The 19,428-nt window shown below is 65.4% G+C and carries 16 protein-coding genes and 1 tRNA gene; 6 read left to right on the forward strand and 11 right to left on the reverse strand.

Going from position 1 to position 19,428, the window contains the following annotated elements; translation table 11 throughout:
* Positions 1-42: 42 nt before the first annotated feature.
* On the forward strand, positions 43-2,985 hold the full coding sequence (locus ASE59_RS11515; RefSeq protein WP_056456194.1) for a TIM-barrel domain-containing protein: 2,943 nt from the start codon (positions 43-45) through the stop codon (positions 2,983-2,985).
* A 101-nt stretch (positions 2,986-3,086) separates the two neighbouring features.
* Here ASE59_RS11515 and ASE59_RS11520 read toward each other — a convergent pair whose 3' ends face one another.
* From ASE59_RS11520 to ASE59_RS11530, 3 genes are all read right to left on the reverse strand, one after another.
* The gene (locus tag ASE59_RS11520) at positions 3,087-4,730 is read right to left on the reverse strand and encodes a glycoside hydrolase 43 family protein (RefSeq protein WP_056456195.1); all 1,644 of its coding nucleotides are present in this window, start codon (positions 4,728-4,730) and stop codon (positions 3,087-3,089) included.
* A gap of 201 nt (positions 4,731-4,931) precedes the next feature.
* Positions 4,932-5,597 (reverse strand): hypothetical protein, encoded by a 666-nt coding sequence (locus ASE59_RS11525; RefSeq protein WP_056456197.1) that lies wholly within the window; start codon positions 5,595-5,597, stop codon positions 4,932-4,934.
* A gap of 282 nt (positions 5,598-5,879) precedes the next feature.
* Positions 5,880-6,977: an IS630 family transposase gene (locus ASE59_RS11530; protein WP_056456199.1), complete on the reverse strand. Its 1,098-nt coding sequence runs from the start codon at positions 6,975-6,977 to the stop codon at positions 5,880-5,882.
* 312 nt (positions 6,978-7,289) lie between these two features.
* On the opposite strand from ASE59_RS11530, the gene ASE59_RS11535 reads away from it, so the two are divergent.
* Entirely contained in the window at positions 7,290-7,559 is a 270-nt protein-coding gene (locus tag ASE59_RS11535) for a hypothetical protein (protein WP_056456201.1), read from the forward strand.
* A gap of 105 nt (positions 7,560-7,664) precedes the next feature.
* Here the strand turns inward: ASE59_RS11535 and ASE59_RS11540 are convergent.
* Positions 7,665-7,740 (reverse strand) — tRNA-Lys (locus tag ASE59_RS11540).
* A 15-nt stretch (positions 7,741-7,755) separates the two neighbouring features.
* Positions 7,756-8,232 carry a 2-amino-4-hydroxy-6-hydroxymethyldihydropteridine diphosphokinase gene (gene folK, locus ASE59_RS11545; RefSeq protein WP_056456203.1) on the reverse strand — a complete coding sequence of 159 codons (477 nt, stop codon included), beginning with the start codon at positions 8,230-8,232 and terminating at the stop codon, positions 7,756-7,758.
* A gap of 22 nt (positions 8,233-8,254) precedes the next feature.
* Here folK and ASE59_RS11550 point away from each other — a divergent pair, with 22 nt between their 5' ends.
* Both ASE59_RS11550 and ASE59_RS11555 read left to right on the forward strand, forming a co-directional pair.
* A complete protein-coding gene (locus ASE59_RS11550; protein WP_056456205.1) occupies positions 8,255-8,941 on the forward strand; it encodes a uracil-DNA glycosylase in 687 nt (228 codons plus the stop codon).
* Positions 8,942-9,006: 65 nt separating this feature from the next.
* Complete coding sequence (locus tag ASE59_RS11555) at positions 9,007-10,776, forward strand: DUF885 domain-containing protein (RefSeq protein ID WP_056456207.1); 1,770 nt, start codon at positions 9,007-9,009, stop codon at positions 10,774-10,776.
* Between the two features lie 141 nt (positions 10,777-10,917).
* On the opposite strand, the gene ASE59_RS11560 is transcribed toward ASE59_RS11555, so the two are convergent.
* Genes ASE59_RS11560 through ASE59_RS11575 form a run of 4 tightly spaced genes read right to left on the reverse strand, consistent with a single transcriptional unit; the run spans position 10,918 to position 15,343 of the window.
* A complete protein-coding gene (locus ASE59_RS11560) occupies positions 10,918-11,619 on the reverse strand; it encodes a DUF4163 domain-containing protein (RefSeq protein WP_056456466.1) in 702 nt (233 codons plus the stop codon).
* A 58-nt stretch (positions 11,620-11,677) separates the two neighbouring features.
* Positions 11,678-13,030 carry a dihydrolipoamide acetyltransferase family protein gene (locus tag ASE59_RS11565; RefSeq protein ID WP_056456209.1) on the reverse strand — a complete coding sequence of 451 codons (1,353 nt, stop codon included), beginning with the start codon at positions 13,028-13,030 and terminating at the stop codon, positions 11,678-11,680.
* 5 nt (positions 13,031-13,035) lie between these two features.
* Positions 13,036-14,040, reverse strand: a complete 1,005-nt coding sequence (locus ASE59_RS11570; protein WP_056456468.1) for an alpha-ketoacid dehydrogenase subunit beta — start codon at positions 14,038-14,040, stop codon at positions 13,036-13,038.
* Positions 14,041-14,050: 10 nt separating this feature from the next.
* Complete coding sequence (locus ASE59_RS11575; RefSeq protein WP_056456211.1) at positions 14,051-15,343, reverse strand: 3-methyl-2-oxobutanoate dehydrogenase (2-methylpropanoyl-transferring) subunit alpha; 1,293 nt, start codon at positions 15,341-15,343, stop codon at positions 14,051-14,053.
* Positions 15,344-15,499: 156 nt separating this feature from the next.
* On the opposite strand from ASE59_RS11575, the gene ASE59_RS11580 reads away from it, so the two are divergent.
* Entirely contained in the window at positions 15,500-16,069 is a 570-nt protein-coding gene (locus tag ASE59_RS11580) for a hypothetical protein (protein ID WP_056456213.1), read from the forward strand.
* 90 nt (positions 16,070-16,159) lie between these two features.
* On the opposite strand, the gene ASE59_RS11585 is transcribed toward ASE59_RS11580, so the two are convergent.
* The gene (locus ASE59_RS11585) at positions 16,160-18,301 is read right to left on the reverse strand and encodes a M3 family metallopeptidase (protein ID WP_056456215.1); all 2,142 of its coding nucleotides are present in this window, start codon (positions 18,299-18,301) and stop codon (positions 16,160-16,162) included.
* 101 nt (positions 18,302-18,402) lie between these two features.
* Here ASE59_RS11585 and ASE59_RS11590 point away from each other — a divergent pair, with 101 nt between their 5' ends.
* Positions 18,403-18,867, forward strand: a complete 465-nt coding sequence (locus tag ASE59_RS11590) for a hypothetical protein (protein WP_056456216.1) — start codon at positions 18,403-18,405, stop codon at positions 18,865-18,867.
* 61 nt (positions 18,868-18,928) lie between these two features.
* On the opposite strand, the gene ASE59_RS11595 is transcribed toward ASE59_RS11590, so the two are convergent.
* Positions 18,929-19,428 (reverse strand): DUF4893 domain-containing protein (locus ASE59_RS11595; RefSeq protein ID WP_235515735.1); only part of this gene is annotated, 500 nt, incomplete at its 5' end.

Consider the following 19,428-nt stretch of genomic DNA (forward strand, 5'->3'; position numbering starts at 1 on the left):
CGATACGTCGCGCACGGCAATTGGCTGATAAAGGGGAGGCTGATGAAACGGATCGAACGACGCATGGGTATGGGCGTCATGACATGGGTGCTGGCTGGTTCGTCGGCACTGGCCGTCCAACCGGTCGCCGCGGCACCGGTGGCAGCGCCGACCGGGCTGGATGGGAACCTGCATCCGCAGTCGGTCCCCGGCCTGCCGGCCTCCGGCTTCGGCTATGTCCGGCTGCACAGCGGCGTGCAGGTCCGGGCGGCGGGCGTGGTGAAGACCATCCTGTTCTACGGTCCGGCGACGGCGCGGGTAACGAGCAATGATGGGCGCAATTACTGGTCCGCGAAGAGCATCGTCGTCACCGCCCCGCCCGTCGACACGGCGTTCACCGTGGCCGAGACAGCCGGAACACTGACCATCGCGACCGCGAAGTTGCGGCTTTCGGTCGACAAGCGCAGCGGCGCGGTCAGCTTCTTCGACCCGAACGGCAAGCTCTATACCACCGAAGACGCCGATCGCCCCCAGAGCGTGAAGCCGGTGAGAATCAACGATGCGCCGACCTATGAGGTGGAGAACCGCTTCACCCTGCGTCCCGACGAAGCGATCTACGGCTTCGGCTTCACCGACGATGCGACGATCAACCGCCGCGGCGCCAAGCTGGACCTGATCCAGACCAATATCGGCATCATCATCCCGGTGATGATGTCGAACCGCCGCTATGGCGTGATGTGGGACACCTATTCGCACATGCGCTTCGCCGACGATGCGGACGGCGCGCGGCTCTGGGCGGAGGACGCGCCGGGCGGGGTCGATTATTACTTCATGGGTGCCGACACGATGGACGGGGTGGTCCAGTCCTATCGCGCGCTGACCGGTGCCGCCCCGATGATCCCGAAACAGGCGTTCGGCCTGTTCATGAGCAAGGAACGCTATCCGACGCAGGACCGGCTGGTGGAAGTGGCGGAGACGTTCCGCCGCGAACGCTTCCCGCTCGATTACATCGTTCAGGACTGGCAATATTGGGGCGGCAACGATGGCAGCTGGAGCGGGATGACGTGGGACAAGACCCGCTTTCCCGATCCCGAACGCACCATTTCCCGCATCCACGACCTGCACCTGAAACTGATGGTGTCGATCTGGCCGTCGGTCGGCAACGATACCGCGCTGGGCAAGGAACTCGACCAGCACGGGCTGCGCTTTCCGCCGCTGCACTGGATTTCGAAACAGGCGCGCATCTATGACGCGTTCAGCCCGCTCGGCCGGCAGATCTATTTCAAACATGCCAAGGCCGGGCTGCTCGACAAGGGCGTCGATGCGCTGTGGATGGACGGGACCGAGGTCGAGGTCAGCACCGCGATGCACGATGCCAAGGCGGCGGTCGACGATATCAAGTCGCTGGGTCGCAACGCGCTCGGCGACTTCTCGCGCTATCTGAACGCCTATACGCTGATGACGACGCAGGGCACCTATGACGGACAGCGCGCGACCAGCGACAAGCGCGCGCTGACGCTGACCCGATCGGCATGGGCCGGCGCGCAGCGGACCGCCGCCGTGTCGTGGTCGGGCGATACCCAGGCGAGCTGGAAGACGCTACGCCACCAGATTGCGGGCGGCGTGAACGTCACGGTTACCGGCAACCCCTATTGGACGCAGGATACCGGCGGCTTCTTCGTCAGCAGCTTTGCCGGTGGTGAGAAGAACCCGTTCTATCGCGAGTTGTTCGCACGCTGGTTCCAATATGCGACGTTCAATCCGCTGATGCGGGTTCACGGCACCAATATCGAGCGTGAACCCTATATCTTCAAAACGGGCGATCCGCAGGTTTATGGTTCGCTGCTGAATGCGGTGAACCTGCGCTATCGCCTGCTCCCCTATATCTACTCGACCGCATGGCAGGTGACGTCGAACGGCTATACGATGATGCGACCGCTGGCGATGGACTTCCCCGACGACGCGCAGGTCCACAAGATCAACGACGCGTTCCTGTTCGGTGGCGCGCTGCTGGCCCACCCCGTCACCCGCGCCATGTACCATGTCGAGCCGGAGCCGGCCGCGACCGTCCCCACATCGGCCCTGACGACGCCCGATGGCAAGCCGGGACTGGCGGGTCAGTATTTCGCAGGCCGCAATTTCGATCGGCCGGCCGGTCGCGTCGTCGATGCGATCCTCGACAAGAACTGGCCCGAACCGCCGCTGCAACCGATGCCGCCGGGGCTGACCAAGCTCAACGATTTCTCCGCCCGCTGGGAGGGATCGCTCGAAGCGCCCGGGGACGGCGAACATGAACTCGGCCTGCAGGGCGACGACGGCGTGCGACTGTTCGTCGACGGCAGGAAGCTGGTCGAGAACTGGGCCAGCGGCGCGTCACGCTATACCGGCGGAAAGGTAACGCTGCGCAAGGGACAGCGCGTGCCGATCCGCATCGAATATTTCCAGGGGGATGGCGAACGCGATCTGCGCTTCGCATGGCGTACCCCCGGCGAATTGCGCGCAGTGACGGCGAAGGCTGGCGAGGCGCCCAAGCTGTCGGTCCGCACCTATCTGCCGGCGGGCGGATGGTATGATTTCTGGACCAACGAACGGCTGACCGGCGGACGCGAGGTGGCACGCGACGTGCCGCTCGACATTACGCCCCTGTACGTCCGCGCCGGCGCAATCCTGCCGATGGGGCCGCTCCAGCAATATGCGACCGAAAAGCCCGACGCGCCTTATGAGATCCGCGTCTATCCCGGCGCGAACGGACGGTTCACCGTCTTCGAGGACGATAACGAAACCTACGCCTATGAACGCGGCGCGCGCGCGACCTACGACCTGAACTGGAACGACGCGAACCGCACGCTGACGATCGGACAGCGGCAGGGCAGCTTCCCGGGGATGATCGCGACGCGGCAACTGGACATCGTCATCATCCAGCCGGGCAAGGGCGGTGGGATCGCCGATCTGCCGGCGACGCGGAGGATCAGCTATGACGGGCGGCCGGTGACGTTGCGGTTCTAGACGCGCCGGTTCCCGATGCGCGTGGTCCGAGGACGGGCAGGCTGGCACCGGCTGTATCGGGAACCGCCTGCCGCGACAGCGCAGGTGCCGCCGCCCGGCAATCATCCGTTCTGCGACGCGATCCGGTATCGGAAATCGGAGAAGTCGGCATGGCCGCGCATCGCGCCGTCGTGCCACGTGAACAGGCCGACCCGGTCGCCGCGATAGTCCTGCCACTTCAGGTCATAGGCGTCGCCGAACCGCTCGAACCGACCGCGGCCGCCGTCATGTTCGAACACGGCGCGGCCGTCATTGCGCCAACGGGTCGCGAGGCCGATCCGAGGCCGATCGATCACCGGCCCCTGCTGCACCGTCTCGCCACGGCCGAAGCACAATGTCCGCCGCCCCGCAGCCTGCCGTACGCCGATCCAGGCGCCGTCGGCGGAGAAGTGGCTTAGCCCGGCGGTCTGACCATCGACCATCCCCGACAGGTCGAGCACGACACTCGCGCGGTTGTCCGCCGTCCGCCACGACCGCTGGGTCAGCATGTTGCCGACCCCGCGCAGACCCGGAAAGGCCGGTGGGAACGCCTTCAGCCGCAGCCAGCCGGGTCGCTCCGTCAGGCTGAACGCGTCGTGGCGCGGCGCGTGGTTCCATCCCCATACCGGCTTCAGGCCATCGGCGAAGTCGTCCGACAGGTCGGGCAGCGGCGGCCGGCGGGACCGGATCGGCTTGCGTGATTCCCAGACCATGTTGCCGATCCCGTCGGCGCCCCGCCGGCCGATGATCGGCCAGCCATCGGCCCAGCTGACGGGGAGCAGGCACATCGCCCGCCCCTCCCAGTCGCCATGCCCCTGATGCGTCAGGAACCACCATGACCGGTCACGGGCCTGCAACAGCGCGCCCTGGTTCGGTTCGCGATCGACGGGTCCGTTGACATGGCAAAGTTGCACGGCCTTCGCGTCGGCCAGCCCGCGCAGGCTGGTCGCGCGCTTCATCATCGGCACGCGGCCTTCGGCCTTCACCTCGCTGAAATAATGGTAATAGAGTTTGCCGAACTTGTAGAGCTTGTTCGCCTCCGACCCCTGCGAGTTCTGGATCGGCAGTGCCGAGGCGCGGTCCAGCGTCCTGCCATCCGGACTCATCCGGTACAGGCTGATGACATAATGTTTGCCGGTTACGGGATCGGCGGCGAAGCGGGTCATCACCAGCCATGCGGTGCCGTCCTCGTCCCAGAAGGGGCAGGGATCGTCGAAGCCCGGTTCGCGCAGCATCGAATGGGGCGGCGACCACGGCCCCTCGGCCCGTTCCGCGGTCGTGACGTACAGGCCACTCTTCGGCGAGGCGAAATAGATGTGGAAGCGCCCGCCGTGATGGCGGATCGCGCCAGCCCACATGCCAAGGCCGTAGCTGCCCATGCGCTGCCAGCCGAGTTCCTCCTCGCCCAGCATCGCCAGGTCGGGAACGGCATGACCAATCGTCGTCCAGTTCACCATATCGGTCGAGCGCAAGATGACCATCGCCGGGCTCATGTGCAACGTCGAGCTGATCGCGTAATAGGTGTCGCCGACCCGGATCGCGTCGAGGTCGGAAAAATCGGCCGGGATGATCGGGTTGACGAAGCTGCCGTCCCCCTGATCGCCCCAGCGCGGCAGCGGCGATGCGGTCAGCGGCGCCGCCGGCGCGGCCTGTCCGGTGCACAGGCCGATTCCACCCAGCGACGACAACCCCAGCAGAACCGTCCGCCGACTTGCTTCGCCGTTCATCGATCACCTCTCCCTTTTTTTCATATACTATCCGCCCGTGCGCCCGGCGTCGGCGCGCGGCGCGGGGTCCTGCCTTCGTATATCATGTCGTAACCGGGATCGAGGTTCGTCACCCGAAGCTGCGGGTCGCCGACGGCCCGCTTCGAGGCGGGACGATCCGCCGCCACCTTACGCCCGGCCCTGGCCGACAGGACGCCGTCGTCACCGTCGTCCGAAATACCGCTCGAGCCGACTTGCCTCGGATGGGGTAATCGCGACGACCGCGCCGTGTTTGGGCGAGGTGAAGTTCGTCGTCTTCATCGGCGAACCCGGATCGTTGAACCGGCCGATAGCCCGGAACGTCCGGAAGTCGGTGGTCTCCGAAGAACCCATATTGTTCGGCTTTGCCGCATACACGTCGTACATCAGCACATGGGTGTCGGTTCCATGGCGGCGCCACACCATCGGCGCCTCCGTCCCCACAGTTTCCGGATCGACCTTGGTCGGATCATAGACATAACTACCGATCAGCCGGTTCGACACCGCCTGCCGGATGTTGCCGGCACCGTCATCGGTGCTGAGGAACAGTTGATAACGGTTGCCCACGCACGTGATATCGCCGTCCACCACGCTCTTGCCCGCGCGCGGCGATGCAAAGAGCGGCCGGGGGGTGGTCATAAGCGTACGGAACGCGGGATCGGCATAGGAATAGACCAGCGAATTGCAGCCGGTGCCCATTCGCGTGGCGAAATATACCATCATTCGGCGATGGCAGGGATCGTAGAACGCTTCCGGTGCCCAGGCGATGCCCATGTGACGATAGCCGCGGAACCGCCGCGTCAGGTCGACGCGCGCGGCGGTCCAGTAGATCAGGTCGCGGCTCTTCATCAGGATGATCGCGCGGTTGTTACCCCAGCCATAGCTGCTTGCCGGGCCTGCGCATCGGTGGGTGCCATCCCCACAATCAACGCGGTAAGGAATACGCCGATGGATCCACAGCGCCGTGGGCTGTTCCTGCTCCGCGTGAGCGCAAGGCGATGATGTGCGTGCATGTGACTTCCGACCGATCCAGCAAGGATGAATATTTTCTGACACCTCTTCTGTCATTGGGTAGTAACCAATCAATCGAGGCAGTCTTGGATTCGATATCGATCGGTGAATGTTGGCAACCTAGTCACCTGAATCCGAAGTTCGGCTCATTGTTTTCTGGCAGAATCGTTTGACCGAGGCGAGGATGTCGTCGGCAGATTTCACCCATTTATAGGGCTTGGGTTTCTCGTTGTGCGCGGCGATGAAGGCGGCGATATCGGCCTCGAGTTCGGCCGTTGATCGGTGAACTCCGCGCTGCAATTGCTTGCGTGTCAACTCGGCGAACCAGCGTTCGACCTGGTTGATCCACGATGCCGATGTCGGCGTGAAGTGCACATGCCAATGCGGGCGCCGGGCGAGCCAGGCCTTGACCCGGGGCGTCTTGTGGGTAGCATAATTGTCCATCACGAGGTGGACCTCGGGGCATTCGGGCATGGCCGCATCGATCTGCTTGAGAAAGTCCAGGAACTCGGTGGCGCAATGCCGTCTGTAGCATTTGCCGATGACCGCGCCGGTGGCGATGTCGAGTGCGGCGAACAACGAGGTGGTGCCGTTGCGGATGTAGGTGTGGGTGCGCCGTTCGGGCACGCCCGGCGCCATGGGCAGGACCGGCTGCTCGCGATCGAGCGCCTGGATCTGCGATTTCTCGTCCACGCATAGCACCACGGCGCGGGTCGGAGGCGACAGATAAAGGCCGACGATGTCCTGCACCTTGTCGACGAACAGCGGATCGCTCGACAGCTTGAACGTCTCCGACCGGTGCGGCTGCAGGCCAAACGCGCCCCAAATCCGGCGGATCGTCGTGTGTGATAGCCCGGCCTCTGCTGCCATCGAACGGATCGACCAATGGGTTGCGTCCTTGGGCGTGGTGTTCAGCGTACGCTCGATCACTTGCGCGACTTGCGCATCGCTCACTGTGCGCGGTCGGCCGGCCCGATACTCGTCGCTCAGCCCTTCGACGCCGTCTTGCGCAAAACGACGGCGCCACTTGCCCACCGTATGCTCGTGAACACCAAGGCGCTCGGCTACCTCCTTGCTCTGCAGCCCGTCGGCGCACAGCAGAACCATCCGACAGCGATCCGATAACGAGCGCGGTACTTTGTGACGCCGCACCTGCGATTCCAGGAACGCGCGATCGGCCGCGTTCAATACCACCACGTCCGCCTGACGACCCACCATCTATGCCTCCCGCCTTCGCCAAGAGACATACAATGTAGCTTACTTCAGTTCCAGGGGACTAGGGCCGGGGAGCCTTCAATCATTCTTTCAGCGGCGAACAGAAAACAGCCGATGTCGTTGCGGGCGCGTGGCATGGACCGCGAAATTCTGACGCACGACTGCGAAACATTTGAAATAGGCGACAAATCTTCGTGAAGCACTGCAAGGGCACGGTCAATAGCTCGATCGGCATCAGCGGCGTGGTACTTCGGTTCGACAAGAATGGCGGATCGCTTTTCGAAGCACTCGATGATGGTCTCTTTATTCCCAGCGGTGGACGCGCCGCCCGCTGTACATAGTGACCGCATCCAACCGCAGATATTCGGCGCTGATCGCATTTGTCGGAAGTGGGCGACCGAACCGATCGCCGATGATGCGACCGGCACCCATCACTGGGCGCTGGACGTTGCGCTGGAGAATCTGCCCTGCGTCAAGCTTACCCCGGAATGCGCGAAGCGCTTGGCACAGTCGACCGGTACGCTCGCCAAGATCGATCGCATCGACGCCAGACTACTCGCGCGGATCGCGGTCGCGCTTGGATGAATCCCTCGACGGAACCAGCGGACCGAACTGGTCAACACTGGCACCTGACGTTGTTAGTCAGCTGGCACGGACAATGCCCGCGCGCGAGTTTCTGACGAAGGTCGGTGGTGAGCCCGTCGGGATTCGAACCCGAGACCTACAGATTAAAAGTCCGTTGCTCTACCAACTGAGCTACGGGCCCACGAAGCCCCGCCCCCTAGTCCCGCGGGCGGGCGCGGTCAACCAGTTGGTGTAGTTGCCGCACCGTCCGCCCGCTTACCGGGTCGCGCCAGCCGCCCGCGATCCGAGCGAGTGGTCGCAGTACGAAATCGCGCGTCCGAAACGCGACATGCGGCACGGTCAGACCCGGCCCCGACCAGCATCCCCGCGACCACAGTACGATGTCAAGATCGATGACCCGCGATCCCCAGCGCCGCCCGCGCCGCCGCCCGAATGCCCGCTCGATCGCCTTTAGCCGCGCCAGCAACTGTGGCGGCGACAGGTCACTGTCGAGCAGCACCGCCGTATTGGCATAGCGCCGGAGCGACGGCCCTAACGGCGCGCTGCCGATGACCGGAGCGACCGCCCATACTCCGTCAAGCGCCGCGATCGCTGCGCACACCTCGCTGGTCGGACCGCCATGCCGCCCCCGCCGGTTCGATCCGATCGCAATCGCATAGGTTGAGGTCGTCATCGCCCGCGCCTATCGCCCGCACATGGAAATCACCACCCCCGCCCCGCTCGACATCGACGCCGACACCGCTGCTGCCACCGAACCCTCGCGCGACTGCCCGCGCTGCCCACGCCTTGTCGAGGTCCGCGAGAAGCTGCGCGTCGAACATCCGGCGTGGTGGAACGCCCCGGTCCCCGTCCTTGCCGACACCGATCCATGGCTGGCGATCATCGGCCTCGCGCCGGGACTGCAGGGTGCCAACCGCACCGCCCGCCCATTCACCGGCGACCGGTCCGGGCCGCTGTTCTGGGACACGCTGATCGCCGCCGGGCTGGCCGAGGGCATCTATACCGGTCGGGTTGAGGATGCGCCGGTGCCAAAGGGAATCGCGATAATCAACGCCGTCCGCTGCCTGCCGCCCGAAAACAGACCGTTGCCGGAGGAAATCCGCACCTGTCGCCCGTTCCTCGACGCCGATCTGGCGGCGATGCCGTCGCTGCGCGTCGTCGTCGCGCTGGGCGCGATCGCGCACCAGTCGGCGGTGAAGGTCATGGGCGGTCGCCTGCCCAAGGCACCGTTCGCGCATCTGGCCGAACACACCATGCCCGGCGGGATCACGCTGATCGATAGCTATCACTGTTCGCGCTACAACCAGAATACCGGGCGACTGACGCCGGAGATGTTCGCGGCGGTGTTTGCCCGCGCGATCGAACTGCGCGAGGCACGCTGAATCCGCTTGTGCGGCGGCACCGGCCCGGTAGCGTGGCCGGAAGAGAATATAGGGGGAATTGCCGAATGTATCGCCGCCATTTCGTCGCGCTGATGGCGCTTGCGCCGCTGGCCGGCAGCTTTCCGGCGCTGGCGCAGAGCGGCCCGGCCGGCGATTTCGCGCGGCTGTCGAAACGCTATCTCGATGGCATCGCAAAGCTGCACCCGGGCTATGCCACCGCGCTCGGCAATCATGCGCATGACAGCGAGGTCGAGGACCTGTCCGCTGCCGGCCGCGCCCGCGACGCCGAATTCCTGCGTGCGACGCTGCTCGAACTCAACGCCATCCCCCGCGACACGCTTTCGCGCGACGATCAGGTCGATGCCGCGCTGCTCGACAACGATCTGCGCTATCAATTGTGGACGCTCGAAGTCCTGCAACCCTTTGCCTGGGATCCGCAGGGCGCGGCCGGCACCATTTCCGGCGGCCTCTACGCCCTTGCCGCGCGCGACTTCGCGCCATGGCCGCAGCGGCTGCGCGCGGCGACGCGGCGCATGGAACAGGTACCGACCATGTATGCGCAGATGCGGGCAAGCATCGTTCCCGAACGCGTGCCCGCCATCTACGCCACTACCGTCGCCAAGCAGAATGATGGCATCCTGCAAATCGTCGAGACGATGCTCGCACCGCACCGGTCGACGCTGAGCCGCAGCGACCGGGCGAAGTTCGACCGCGCCGTCGCCACGCTGAAAACCGCGACCGCCGAACAGCAACGCTGGCTCGACACCGTGCTGGTACCCGCTGCCAAGGGCGATTTCCGCCTGTCGCCCGAACTGTACGACCAGAAGGTCAAGTTCGCGCTCCTGTCGCCGCTGTCGCGCACCGAGATCAAGGCACGCGCCGTTCGCGCCGCCGCCGATACCCGCGCCGGAATGTACGAACAGGCGCGCATCGTCCTGCGCGGCCGCCCGAAGGCACCACCGACACCGGCCCGGCCGACCCCGGCCCAGCAGCAAAAGGCGATCGAAGCCGCGCTGGAGATGAGCTACGCGCGGCGCCCGACCCGCTCAGGCGTGATGGCCAAGGCGCGCTCGACGCTTGAACAGGCGACCGCCTTCGTCCGTGAAAAGAAGCTGGTACGGGTGCCGACCACCCCGGTCCAGATCATCGAGATGCCGAAGTTCCAGCAGGGTGTCGCCGTCGCCTATTGCGACAGCCCCGGTCCGCTCGAGAAAAATCTCGGTACCTTCTACGCCGTGTCGCCGATCCCGGCCGACTGGACCGATGCGCAGACGACCTCGTTCCTGCGTGAATATAACGACTATATGCTCCACGACCTGTCGATCCACGAAGCGATGCCGGGGCATTACCTGCAAATCGCGCACAGTAACGAGAACAAGTCGGTGTTGCGCGCCGTGCTGTCGTCGGGGCCGTTCGTCGAAGGCTGGGCGGTCTATGCCGAGCGGATGATGGCCGATGCCGATTATCTCGACGGTGATCCGTCGTTCAAGCTGACCGTGCTCAAGATGCGGATGCGGTCTATCACCAACACGCTGCTGGACATCGGCATCCATACCGAAGGGCTGACCGAAGCGCAGGCGATGAAGCTGATGATGGAAGGCGCGTTCCAGCAGGAGCGCGAGGCCGCCGGCAAATGGACCCGCGCCCGGCTGGGGTCGACGCAGCTGCTGAGCTACTTCGTGGGGTATAGCGAGCATATGGACATGCGCCGCGAAGCCGAACGCCGCGCGGGCGGCAAGTTCGACCTGATGCGCTACAACAACGCCGCCATCTCGCACGGATCGCCGCCGGTGCGGTTCGTGCGGGCACTAATGTTCAACGAACCGATCGCGTAATCAAATCCTCCCCGCTCTGCGGGGAGGGGGACCGCCGCGAAGCGGTGGTGGAGGGGGGTGTCCGCATACGGAACCGTTGCATTGCGTGGCCCCCCCTCCACCAGCTTCGCTGGTCCCCCTCCCCATGAGATGGGGAGGAGTTCAGCGCGTGACGAACGACCCGCGATACTCCGCCTTCACCGCGCGCAACACCGCCGTCGTCACCGGCAGCGTATGCTCATACTGCCCCTCGGCATAGGAGCCGACGACATACTGGTCGGCGATCACTCCTATGCGGTCGAATGCTCGACCATTCGACGAACCGAGCAGCACCGTCACGTCCTTGACCGGCGGACATTTGCCGAAAACCGCGTCGCCGCCGGCTACCGCCCCGACCCGCCGCGTCCGTTCTGCCGACATCCAGCGACACCAGCCGGGCATCACCGCCGCCTGTAATGCCGCAGGCGAGACGAACACCGCCTTCGGGTCCACCCGCCGCCCGGCGCGCTTGTCCCACAACAGCCCGCCCGACGCGGTCCCGCCATGCGCGCCGCCGCTATAGTTGTAATCGCTGACCGACAGGCTAAGGAAGCGCTGCGTATCGGCCACGACCTTCCACTCCTTCTGCGCCTCATATTTGCGGAACGGAAAGCCGTCGCGCTTCGCCTCGCGGCGGGAGGTCGCGGCATCGCGCGCGATCATGGCGCGCTGCTTCGCCTTGTCCGCCTCCAGCCATGCCTTGAGCGGCGCGATCCGCGCGGCCTGTGCCGGGTAGCGGTAGGCGAAGTCGTAATCCGCCGACTGCGCCGATGCCAGCGGCGCCACCGCCAGCATCGCCACCCCGATCAACCATCCTGCCCGCATCTCGTCCACCTCCGATCCACGCCTTATGCCGGAACAGAGATGACCACAGGCTGACGGATCAGTCCGCGAACAACAGTACCGGCGTTTCGATCAGCCGCTTCAACGCCTGGACATAGCTGGCGGCATCGTGACCATCGACGACACGGTGGTCGCAGCTGATCGACAGGTTCATCAGCTTCGCCTTCACGATCTCCTCGCCGCCGCCGGGACGCGCACGGAATACCGGGCGTTCGACGATGCGGTTCGGGCCGATGATCGCGACCTCGGGACGGTTGATGACCGGCGTGGTCGCGATCCCGCCGAGCGGCCCGAGCGAGGTGATGGTGACCGTACCGCCCGACAATTCCTCCGACTTCGCCTTGCCGGTCCGCGCCGCATCGGCCAGCCGCACGATCTCGGTCGCGAGCTGCCACGGGTTCAGGTCCTGCGCATCGCGGATGACCGGCACCATCAGCCCGGCATCGGTCTGCGCCGCCATGCCCAGATGTACCCGCCCGAACCGGGTCACAACCCCGGCTTCGTCGTCATAACGGGCGTTGAGCATCGGGAAGTCGGGCAGCGTCCGGCAGATCGCGACGATCAGCAGCGGCAGCATGGTCAGTTTGGGCCGCTGGCCGCGCGCGTCGTTGAGGTCGGCGCGCATCGCCTCCAGCGCGGTGACGTCGATTTCCTCGACATAGGTGAAGTGTGGGATGTGACGCTTCGCCGCCGCCATGTTCTCGGCGATGCGGCGGCGCATACCGATAACCTTGACGGTTTCGTCCGGGCGGGCACGGCTGGCGTGCGGGGCATGATAGCCCTGCGCGCTGCCATAGCGGAGATAGGCGTCAAGGTCGGCGTGGCGGATGTGCGGGCCGTCATGGTGGACGGCGGACAGGTCGATGCCGAGGTCGGCGGCGCGAGCACGGACGGCGGGGGAGGCCAAAACTCCTCCCCGTTCACGGGGAGGGGGACCGTCCGGCGTAGCCGGATGGTGGAGGGGGGTAGCCTGTTGCGGAACATCGGCGGGCGTTGCGTCCAGCGGCGCTCCCCCTCCACCATGCTGCGCATGGTCCCCCTCCCCGTGCCGGGGAGGATCTTGCCGTTCCGCTACTGGCGAGGTCGCGACTTCCTCGACGCCCGGATTTTCCGCTTCGACCCGCTCGGGTTCGGTCGGCTGCACGACCTCCTCGGTCGTCTCGATCACCACCAGCGTCGCGCCGATCGCCACCTGGTCGCCCGGCTCACCGGCCAGTTCGACCACCGTACCCGCGACCGGGCTTTCCATTTCGACCGTCGCCTTGTCGGTCATCATATCGGCGAGGCGGCCGTCTTCCTCGACGCGGTCGCCGACGGCGACGTGCCATGCGACGATCTCGGCTTCGGAAATGCCTTCGCCGATGTCGGGCAGGCGGAAAGAGAAACGTGCCATGGCGGTCAGTCCTGCATGATCTTCTTGAGCGCCTGTCCGATACGGACCGGCCCCGGGAAATACGCCCATTCGAGGCTGTGCGGATACGGCGTGTCGAAGCCGGTCACGCGCTCGATCGGCGCTTCGAGATGGTGGAAGCAGCGTTCCTGCACCAGCGCCGACAATTCGGCGCCGAAGCCGCCGGTGCGGGTCGCTTCGTGCACGATCATGCAGCGTCCGGTCTTCTTCACCGACGCCTCGATCGCTTCGATATCGAGCGGGACCAGCGTGCGCAGGTCGAGGATTTCGGCATCGACACCCGCCGCTTCCACGGTCGCCTGTGCGACATGGACCATCGTGCCATAGGCGAGGATCGTCAGGTCGGCGCCTTCGCGCACGATCTTCGCCTTGCCCAGCTCGATGCGGTAATAGTCCTCGGGCACTTCCCCGCCGGGATGCTTCGACCAATTCTGTGCCGGCTTGTCCCAATTGCCGTCGAACGGGCCGTTATAGATGCGCTTGGGTTCGAAGAAGAGGACCGGGTCATTGTCCTCGATCGCGGCGATCAGCAGCCCCTTCGCGTCATAGGGCGTCGACGGGATCACCGTCTTGATGCCGCTGACATGGGTGAAGATGCCCTCCGGCGACTGGCTGTGCGTCTGCCCACCGAAGATGCCGCCGCCGAAGGGAGAGCGGACCGTGATCGGTGCGGTGAAGTCGCCGGCCGAGCGATAGCGCAGCCGCGCCGCCTCGCTGACCAGCTGGTCGAGCGCGGGATAGATATAGTCGGCGAACTGGATTTCGGGCACCGGACGCAGGCCGTACGCACCCATGCCGACCGCGACGCCGATGATGCCGCATTCGGTGATCGGCGTATCGAACACGCGGGTCTTGCCGTATTTCGACTGCAGGCCGGCGGTCGCGCGGAACACGCCGCCGAAATAGCCGACATCTTCGCCCATGACGATCACGCTCGGGTCGCGGTCCATCACCACGTCCATCGCGGAATTGATCGCCTGGATCATGTTCATCCGCGCCATGTCAGTGGCCCTCCTTGCGCGCCCAGGGGCGACCGGAGGCCTCCTCCTCGGCCATCATCTGCGCCTGTTGTTCACGAAGGTGCCACGGCATGTGCTCGAACACGCCGTCGAACAACGTGTCGAGCGGCTGGTGCAGGCCGTGGCCGAGGATGCCGTTGGCCTCTGCCGCCTTCTGTGCGGTGCGGACGGCTTCGGCGACCTCGCGGTCCATCGCCGCGTGACGTTCGTCATCCCACTCGCCGATGTTGACAAGGTGCGCCTTCAACCGGGCGATCGGGTCGCCCAGCGGCCAGGCGGTCGGCTCACTGGCGGAGCGATATTGCGACGGGTCGTCCGAGGTCGAGTGCCCTTCGGCGCGATAGGTGAAATGTTCGATCAGCGTCGGTCCCTGATTGGTCCGTGCGCGTTCGGCGGCCCAGGCGGTGGCGGCATAGACCGCGAGCGCGTCGTTGCCGTCGACCCGCAGGCCGGCGATGCCGTAGCCGATCGCCCGCGCGGCGAAGGTCGTCGCCTCTGCGCCCGCAAAGCCGGAAAAGCTGCTGATCGCCCATTGGTTGTTGACGACGTTGAAGATCACCGGCGCGCGGTAGACGGTGGCGAAGGTCAGCGCGGAGTGGAAGTCGCCTTCCGCCGTACTCCCCTCCCCGCACCACGTCGCCGCGATCCGGGTATCGCCCTTCGACGCCGACGCCATCGCCCAGCCGACCGCCTGCGGATATTGCGTGGTCAGGTTGCCAGAAATCGAGAAGAAGCCGAAATCCTTTGACGAATACATGATCGGCAGCTGCTTGCCCTGCAACTTGTCGGCAGTATTCGAATAGATCTGGTTCATCATTTCGATCAGCGGATAGTCGCGCGTGATCAGGATGCCCTGCTGGCGATAGCTGGGGAAGGTCATGTCGTCGCGGTCAAGTGCCATGGTTCCGGCAACCGCGATCGCCTCTTCGCCGGTACATTTCATGTAGAAGCTGGTCTTGCCCTGCCGCTGCGCGCGGAACATGCGTTCGTCGAACGCGCGCACCGTCGCCATCTTCAGCAGGATCCGCCGCAGCATGTCGGGGTCGAGCCGGGGGTTCCAAGGGCCGACCGCCTGCCCCTGTTCGTCCAGCACGCGCACCAGCGTGTAGCTCAAGTCGTGGAAGCTGTCGGGCGCGGCGGCGGTGTCGGGGCGGGGTTGCGCGCCGGCGGGCGGCACGGCGACATCGGCGAAGTCCACCGCATCGCCGGGACGGAATTTGGGTTCGGGCACGTGCAGCGCGAGGCGCGGCAGGTTCGTGCGGCTGTCGCCGGTCATGCACTCTCCATGTCTCTGCGTCGTCCGTCAGGGCGCGCAGACTCGTTACAAACGCTTGTTATATAATTTCAACGCACTTGGCGAGGGGGTCGTTGCGCCCGACAGGAACCGTTGGCGCAATTATCCGTATCGCATTGAACCGAAACGGAGAAAATCATGGGCGACCTTGCCGGGTGGATCGCACCGACCGCGACCATGATCGCCGCGATGATGACCGCCGCCAATCTGGGCGCGCGCATTACCGGATGGGGCTTCGTCATCTTCTGCGTCGGATCGGTCGCGTGGACGACGGTCGGACTGACCAGCGGACAGACCAATCTGGTGCTGTCGAACGCGTTCCTGACACTCGTGAACGTCGTCGGCGTATGGCGCTGGCTGGGGCGGCAGGCGAGCTACGACAAGGGCAGCAGCGCGGCGGCGGACGCGAGCGCGCGGCATCCGGTGCCCTCGCTATATGCCGCGGGCGGCGTGATCGGGGCGACGCTGACGGGACCGCGTGGCGAGGCGGTCGGGACGATCGTCGACGCGATGCTCGGCTGCGGCGACAATGCCATCGCCTATGTCGTGGTCAGTACCGGGGGCGTCGGCGGCGTCGGCGAAACGTTGCATGCGCTCACGCCGGCGGAGTTGGTGTTCGGCAAGGACGGGGTTCGGACGACGCTGACCGCCGATGCGGTTCGCGGGAAGCCGGTGGTGCAGCCGAACCACTGGCCCGAGGCGGTGTAGGGGGCCGCCGCATCCCGGCAGTTCCGTATGCGGACACCCCCCTCCACCGTCCTCCGGACGGTCTCCCTCCCCGCGTAACGGGGAGGATCTCTAGCGGACCGGGAAGCCGCGGCGCTTGAACAATGCGGTCACATCCGGGTCGCGGCCGCGGAACGCGCGATAGGCGTCCTTGCGGTCGGTTTCGTTGCCGGTCGACAGCAACGTCTGGCGGAAGCGATCCGCCGTCGCCTTGTCCCACACATTGCCGGTCGCCTCGAACGCCGCCCAGGTATCGGCGTCCATCGTTTCCGACCACAGGTAGGAATAATAGCCGGCCGAATAGGCGTCGGACGAGAAGAGGTGATTGAACTGCGGCAGGCGGTGCCGCATCACCATCTCCCTGGGCATGCCGAGCCTGCCCAGCGTCTCCCGCTCGAACGCGGCGACATCGGTCACCGGCGTCTCACGATCGTGCAACTCCATGTCGACGATCGCCGAGGACAGATACTCGACGGTGTCGAAGCCCTGGTTGAAGGTCGACGACTTCTCGATCTTGTCGACCAGCGCCTGCGGCATCGGCTGCCCGGTCTGGTAATGCTTGGCATAGCGGTCGAGCACGTCGCGGGTCAGCAGCCAGTTCTCGTTCACCTGACTGGGATACTCCACGAAGTCGCGCGGCGTGCCGGCCAAGCCCGGATAGGTCACATTCTGCAGGAACGAATGGATCGCGTGGCCGAATTCGTGGAACAGCGTCGTCGCGTCGTCGAGGCTGATGAGCGTCGGCTGCCCGGCGGCGCCCTTTACGAAATTGTTGTTGTTCGACGCCAGTACGTTGGTCTCACCGCCCAGCTTCTGTTGCCCGCGATAGCGCGTCGCCCATGCCCCCGACCGTTTACCCGAGCGGGCGAAGTTGTCGAGATAGAAGACGCCGACATTGCGCCCGGTCTTCGCATCGGTGACGACGAAGGTCCGGACATTCTTTTCAAACACCGGAATCTGCCCGGTATTCTCGGTAAACTTCAGGCCGTAGAGGCGACCGGCGGCGTAGAAGGCGGCCTGCACGATATTGTCGAGCTGGAGATACGGCTTCACCTCGCTCTCATCGAGGTCGTATTTCGCCTTGCGCACCTTTTCGGCGTAGAAGCGATAGTCCCATGGTTCGATGGTGATGTTCGCGCCGTCCTTGCGCGCCAATGCCTGCATGTCGGCGACTTCCTCACGCACGCGCGCCACCGCGGCGGGCCAGACGCGCATCATCAGCGCCTTGGCATTGGCGGGCGTACCGGCCATCGTGTCGTCCATGCGCAGATAGGCGTGGTTGCGGAAGCCGAGCAGCTTGGCCCGCTCCTGCCGCAGCTTCAGGATGATGGCGATCGTCGCCTTGGTATCGTTGGCGTTGCCGTTGTCACCGCGCATGACGAAGGCGCGCCAGACCTTTTCGCGCAAGGCACGGTCGGTGGCATAGGTCAGCACCGGCGCGACCGACGAGCGGGTGTTGACGATCGCCCATTTGCCGGGCAAGCCCCGCTCGTCCGCCGCCGCCTTCAACGAGGCGATGAAGCTGTCGGGTAGGCCGGCAAGTTGCTTCGCGTCGTCGACGACGATCCAGGTTTCCTCGTCCGCCAGCACCTTCTGGCTGAAATCGTTATAGGCGACCGACAATTGCTGGTTCAGGCCGCTGACCTGCTGGCGCTGCGCATCGGTCAACAGGCTGCCGCGCCGCACGAAGCTGCGGTAGGTGCGCTCGAGCAACCGCAATTGCTGTGGGTTCAGATTCTGCCGGGCGCGGGTGTCGTACGCGGTCTTGATCCGGGCGAACAATTTCGGGTCGAGGAACAGTTCGTCGTTGAACGCCGACAGCTTGGGCGACCATCCACGGTCGATCGCCTGCACCTCCTTGGTCGCGAGGTTGCTGGTATAGACGCCCCACATCGACCCGACCCGGTCCATCATGTCCCCGGCGAGTTGCAGCGGTTCGATGACCGTCTTGAACGTCGCGGGCCGCTTGTCGTCGCGGATCGCATGGATTTCGCGGCGCAGCTCCGCCATCGCCACCGGAAAGGCGACCGGGAACATCGCCGGGGTCACCTTGTCCCACGGCGGCACCCCCTGATACGGGCCGCCCCATGTCGCGGTCAGCGGCGTGGCGTCGACGGCGGCAGCGGTGGTGTTAGCGGTTTGCGGCATGGCGGCACCATAGGCCGGAAGGGCAAGGGCAGTGGTGGCAAGCAACGCGCCGAGACGTACGATCATCAACAGGTCCGTCCTCAATATCGAATATCGACAAACTTAAAGATCGGGAGCCGCTTGGCAACCACGGCGTTGATGCGGCAACGAAACGATACGGGGTCCCCATGCACATCACGACCATTGCCGAACTCGACCGCGTCCGCGACGAAGCGCGCAAGCTGGTGACCAAGCGCGCACTGGTATCGGCGGGTGCGTCGGTGGTGCCGGTGCCGGGTGCCGACCTGATCGTCGATGCGAATATCCTGACGAAATTGTTGCCCGACATCAGCAGCCGTTTTGGTCTCAGCGAGCGCCAGGTGCAGGCGCTCGAACCCGATCGCGCGAAGCAGGTGCTGTTGATCGCCGCCAATCTCGGTAATGGCGTGATTGGCCGGTCGATTACCAGGCGGGTTGTGACGATGCTGATCCGTAAGGTCGGCGCCCGCTATGCCAGCAAGTCGCTGTTGCGGTTCGTGCCGTTCGCCGGACAGGTCGCGGCGGCGGGGATCAGTTTCGGCGCGATGAAACTGGTCGGCAATTCGCACATCGACGATTGTTACGAGACGGTGCGGCGCACGCTGGCGGCGTAGCGCGTAACGCCGTTCGTCCTTCCCGCGCAGATGGCAAAGACGAACGGCCTATCAGGCAGCGTCAGTCGGCCGGCATCAGTTCGACCACGTCCAGCAACGATTCGAAGCGCGGATAGGGCAGGACCAGCCGCCAGCGGCGCTCGCCGATCCGTTCCAGCACCCCCGCCATGTCGCGGTCCCGGTCCTGTCCGTACTGCAACGGCGCGCGTTCGTCGCCGAGCAGCAGCGTGCCGAGGAAGATCGTCCGGTCACCATCGGCGAACAGCAGGCCGACCGGCCGCTGTGATCCCGTTTCCTTGTAGAAGCTGCGCACCTGCCCTTCATCGGCGATACGGCAGTCGAAGGCCGGATAGGCGGTGAAGTCGCGCATCGCGCTGCCCGCCGCGCCCAGCTTGAACACCCGGCAGCGATAGCGCCCGGCCGGCGCTGCACCGGCCAGCGCCAGGTCCGGCTGGAACAGCGCGCCCTGCTCTGCCACCGCCGCCGGATCGGCGGCACGAGCGCGGGGCAAGGCCGCCAGCCATGCCGCCCGCCAGCGCCGCAACCGGTCGCGATCGGCGG

This window comes from Sphingomonas sp. Leaf10, from assembly GCF_001421245.1.
Classification (GTDB): domain Bacteria; phylum Pseudomonadota; class Alphaproteobacteria; order Sphingomonadales; family Sphingomonadaceae; genus Sphingomonas.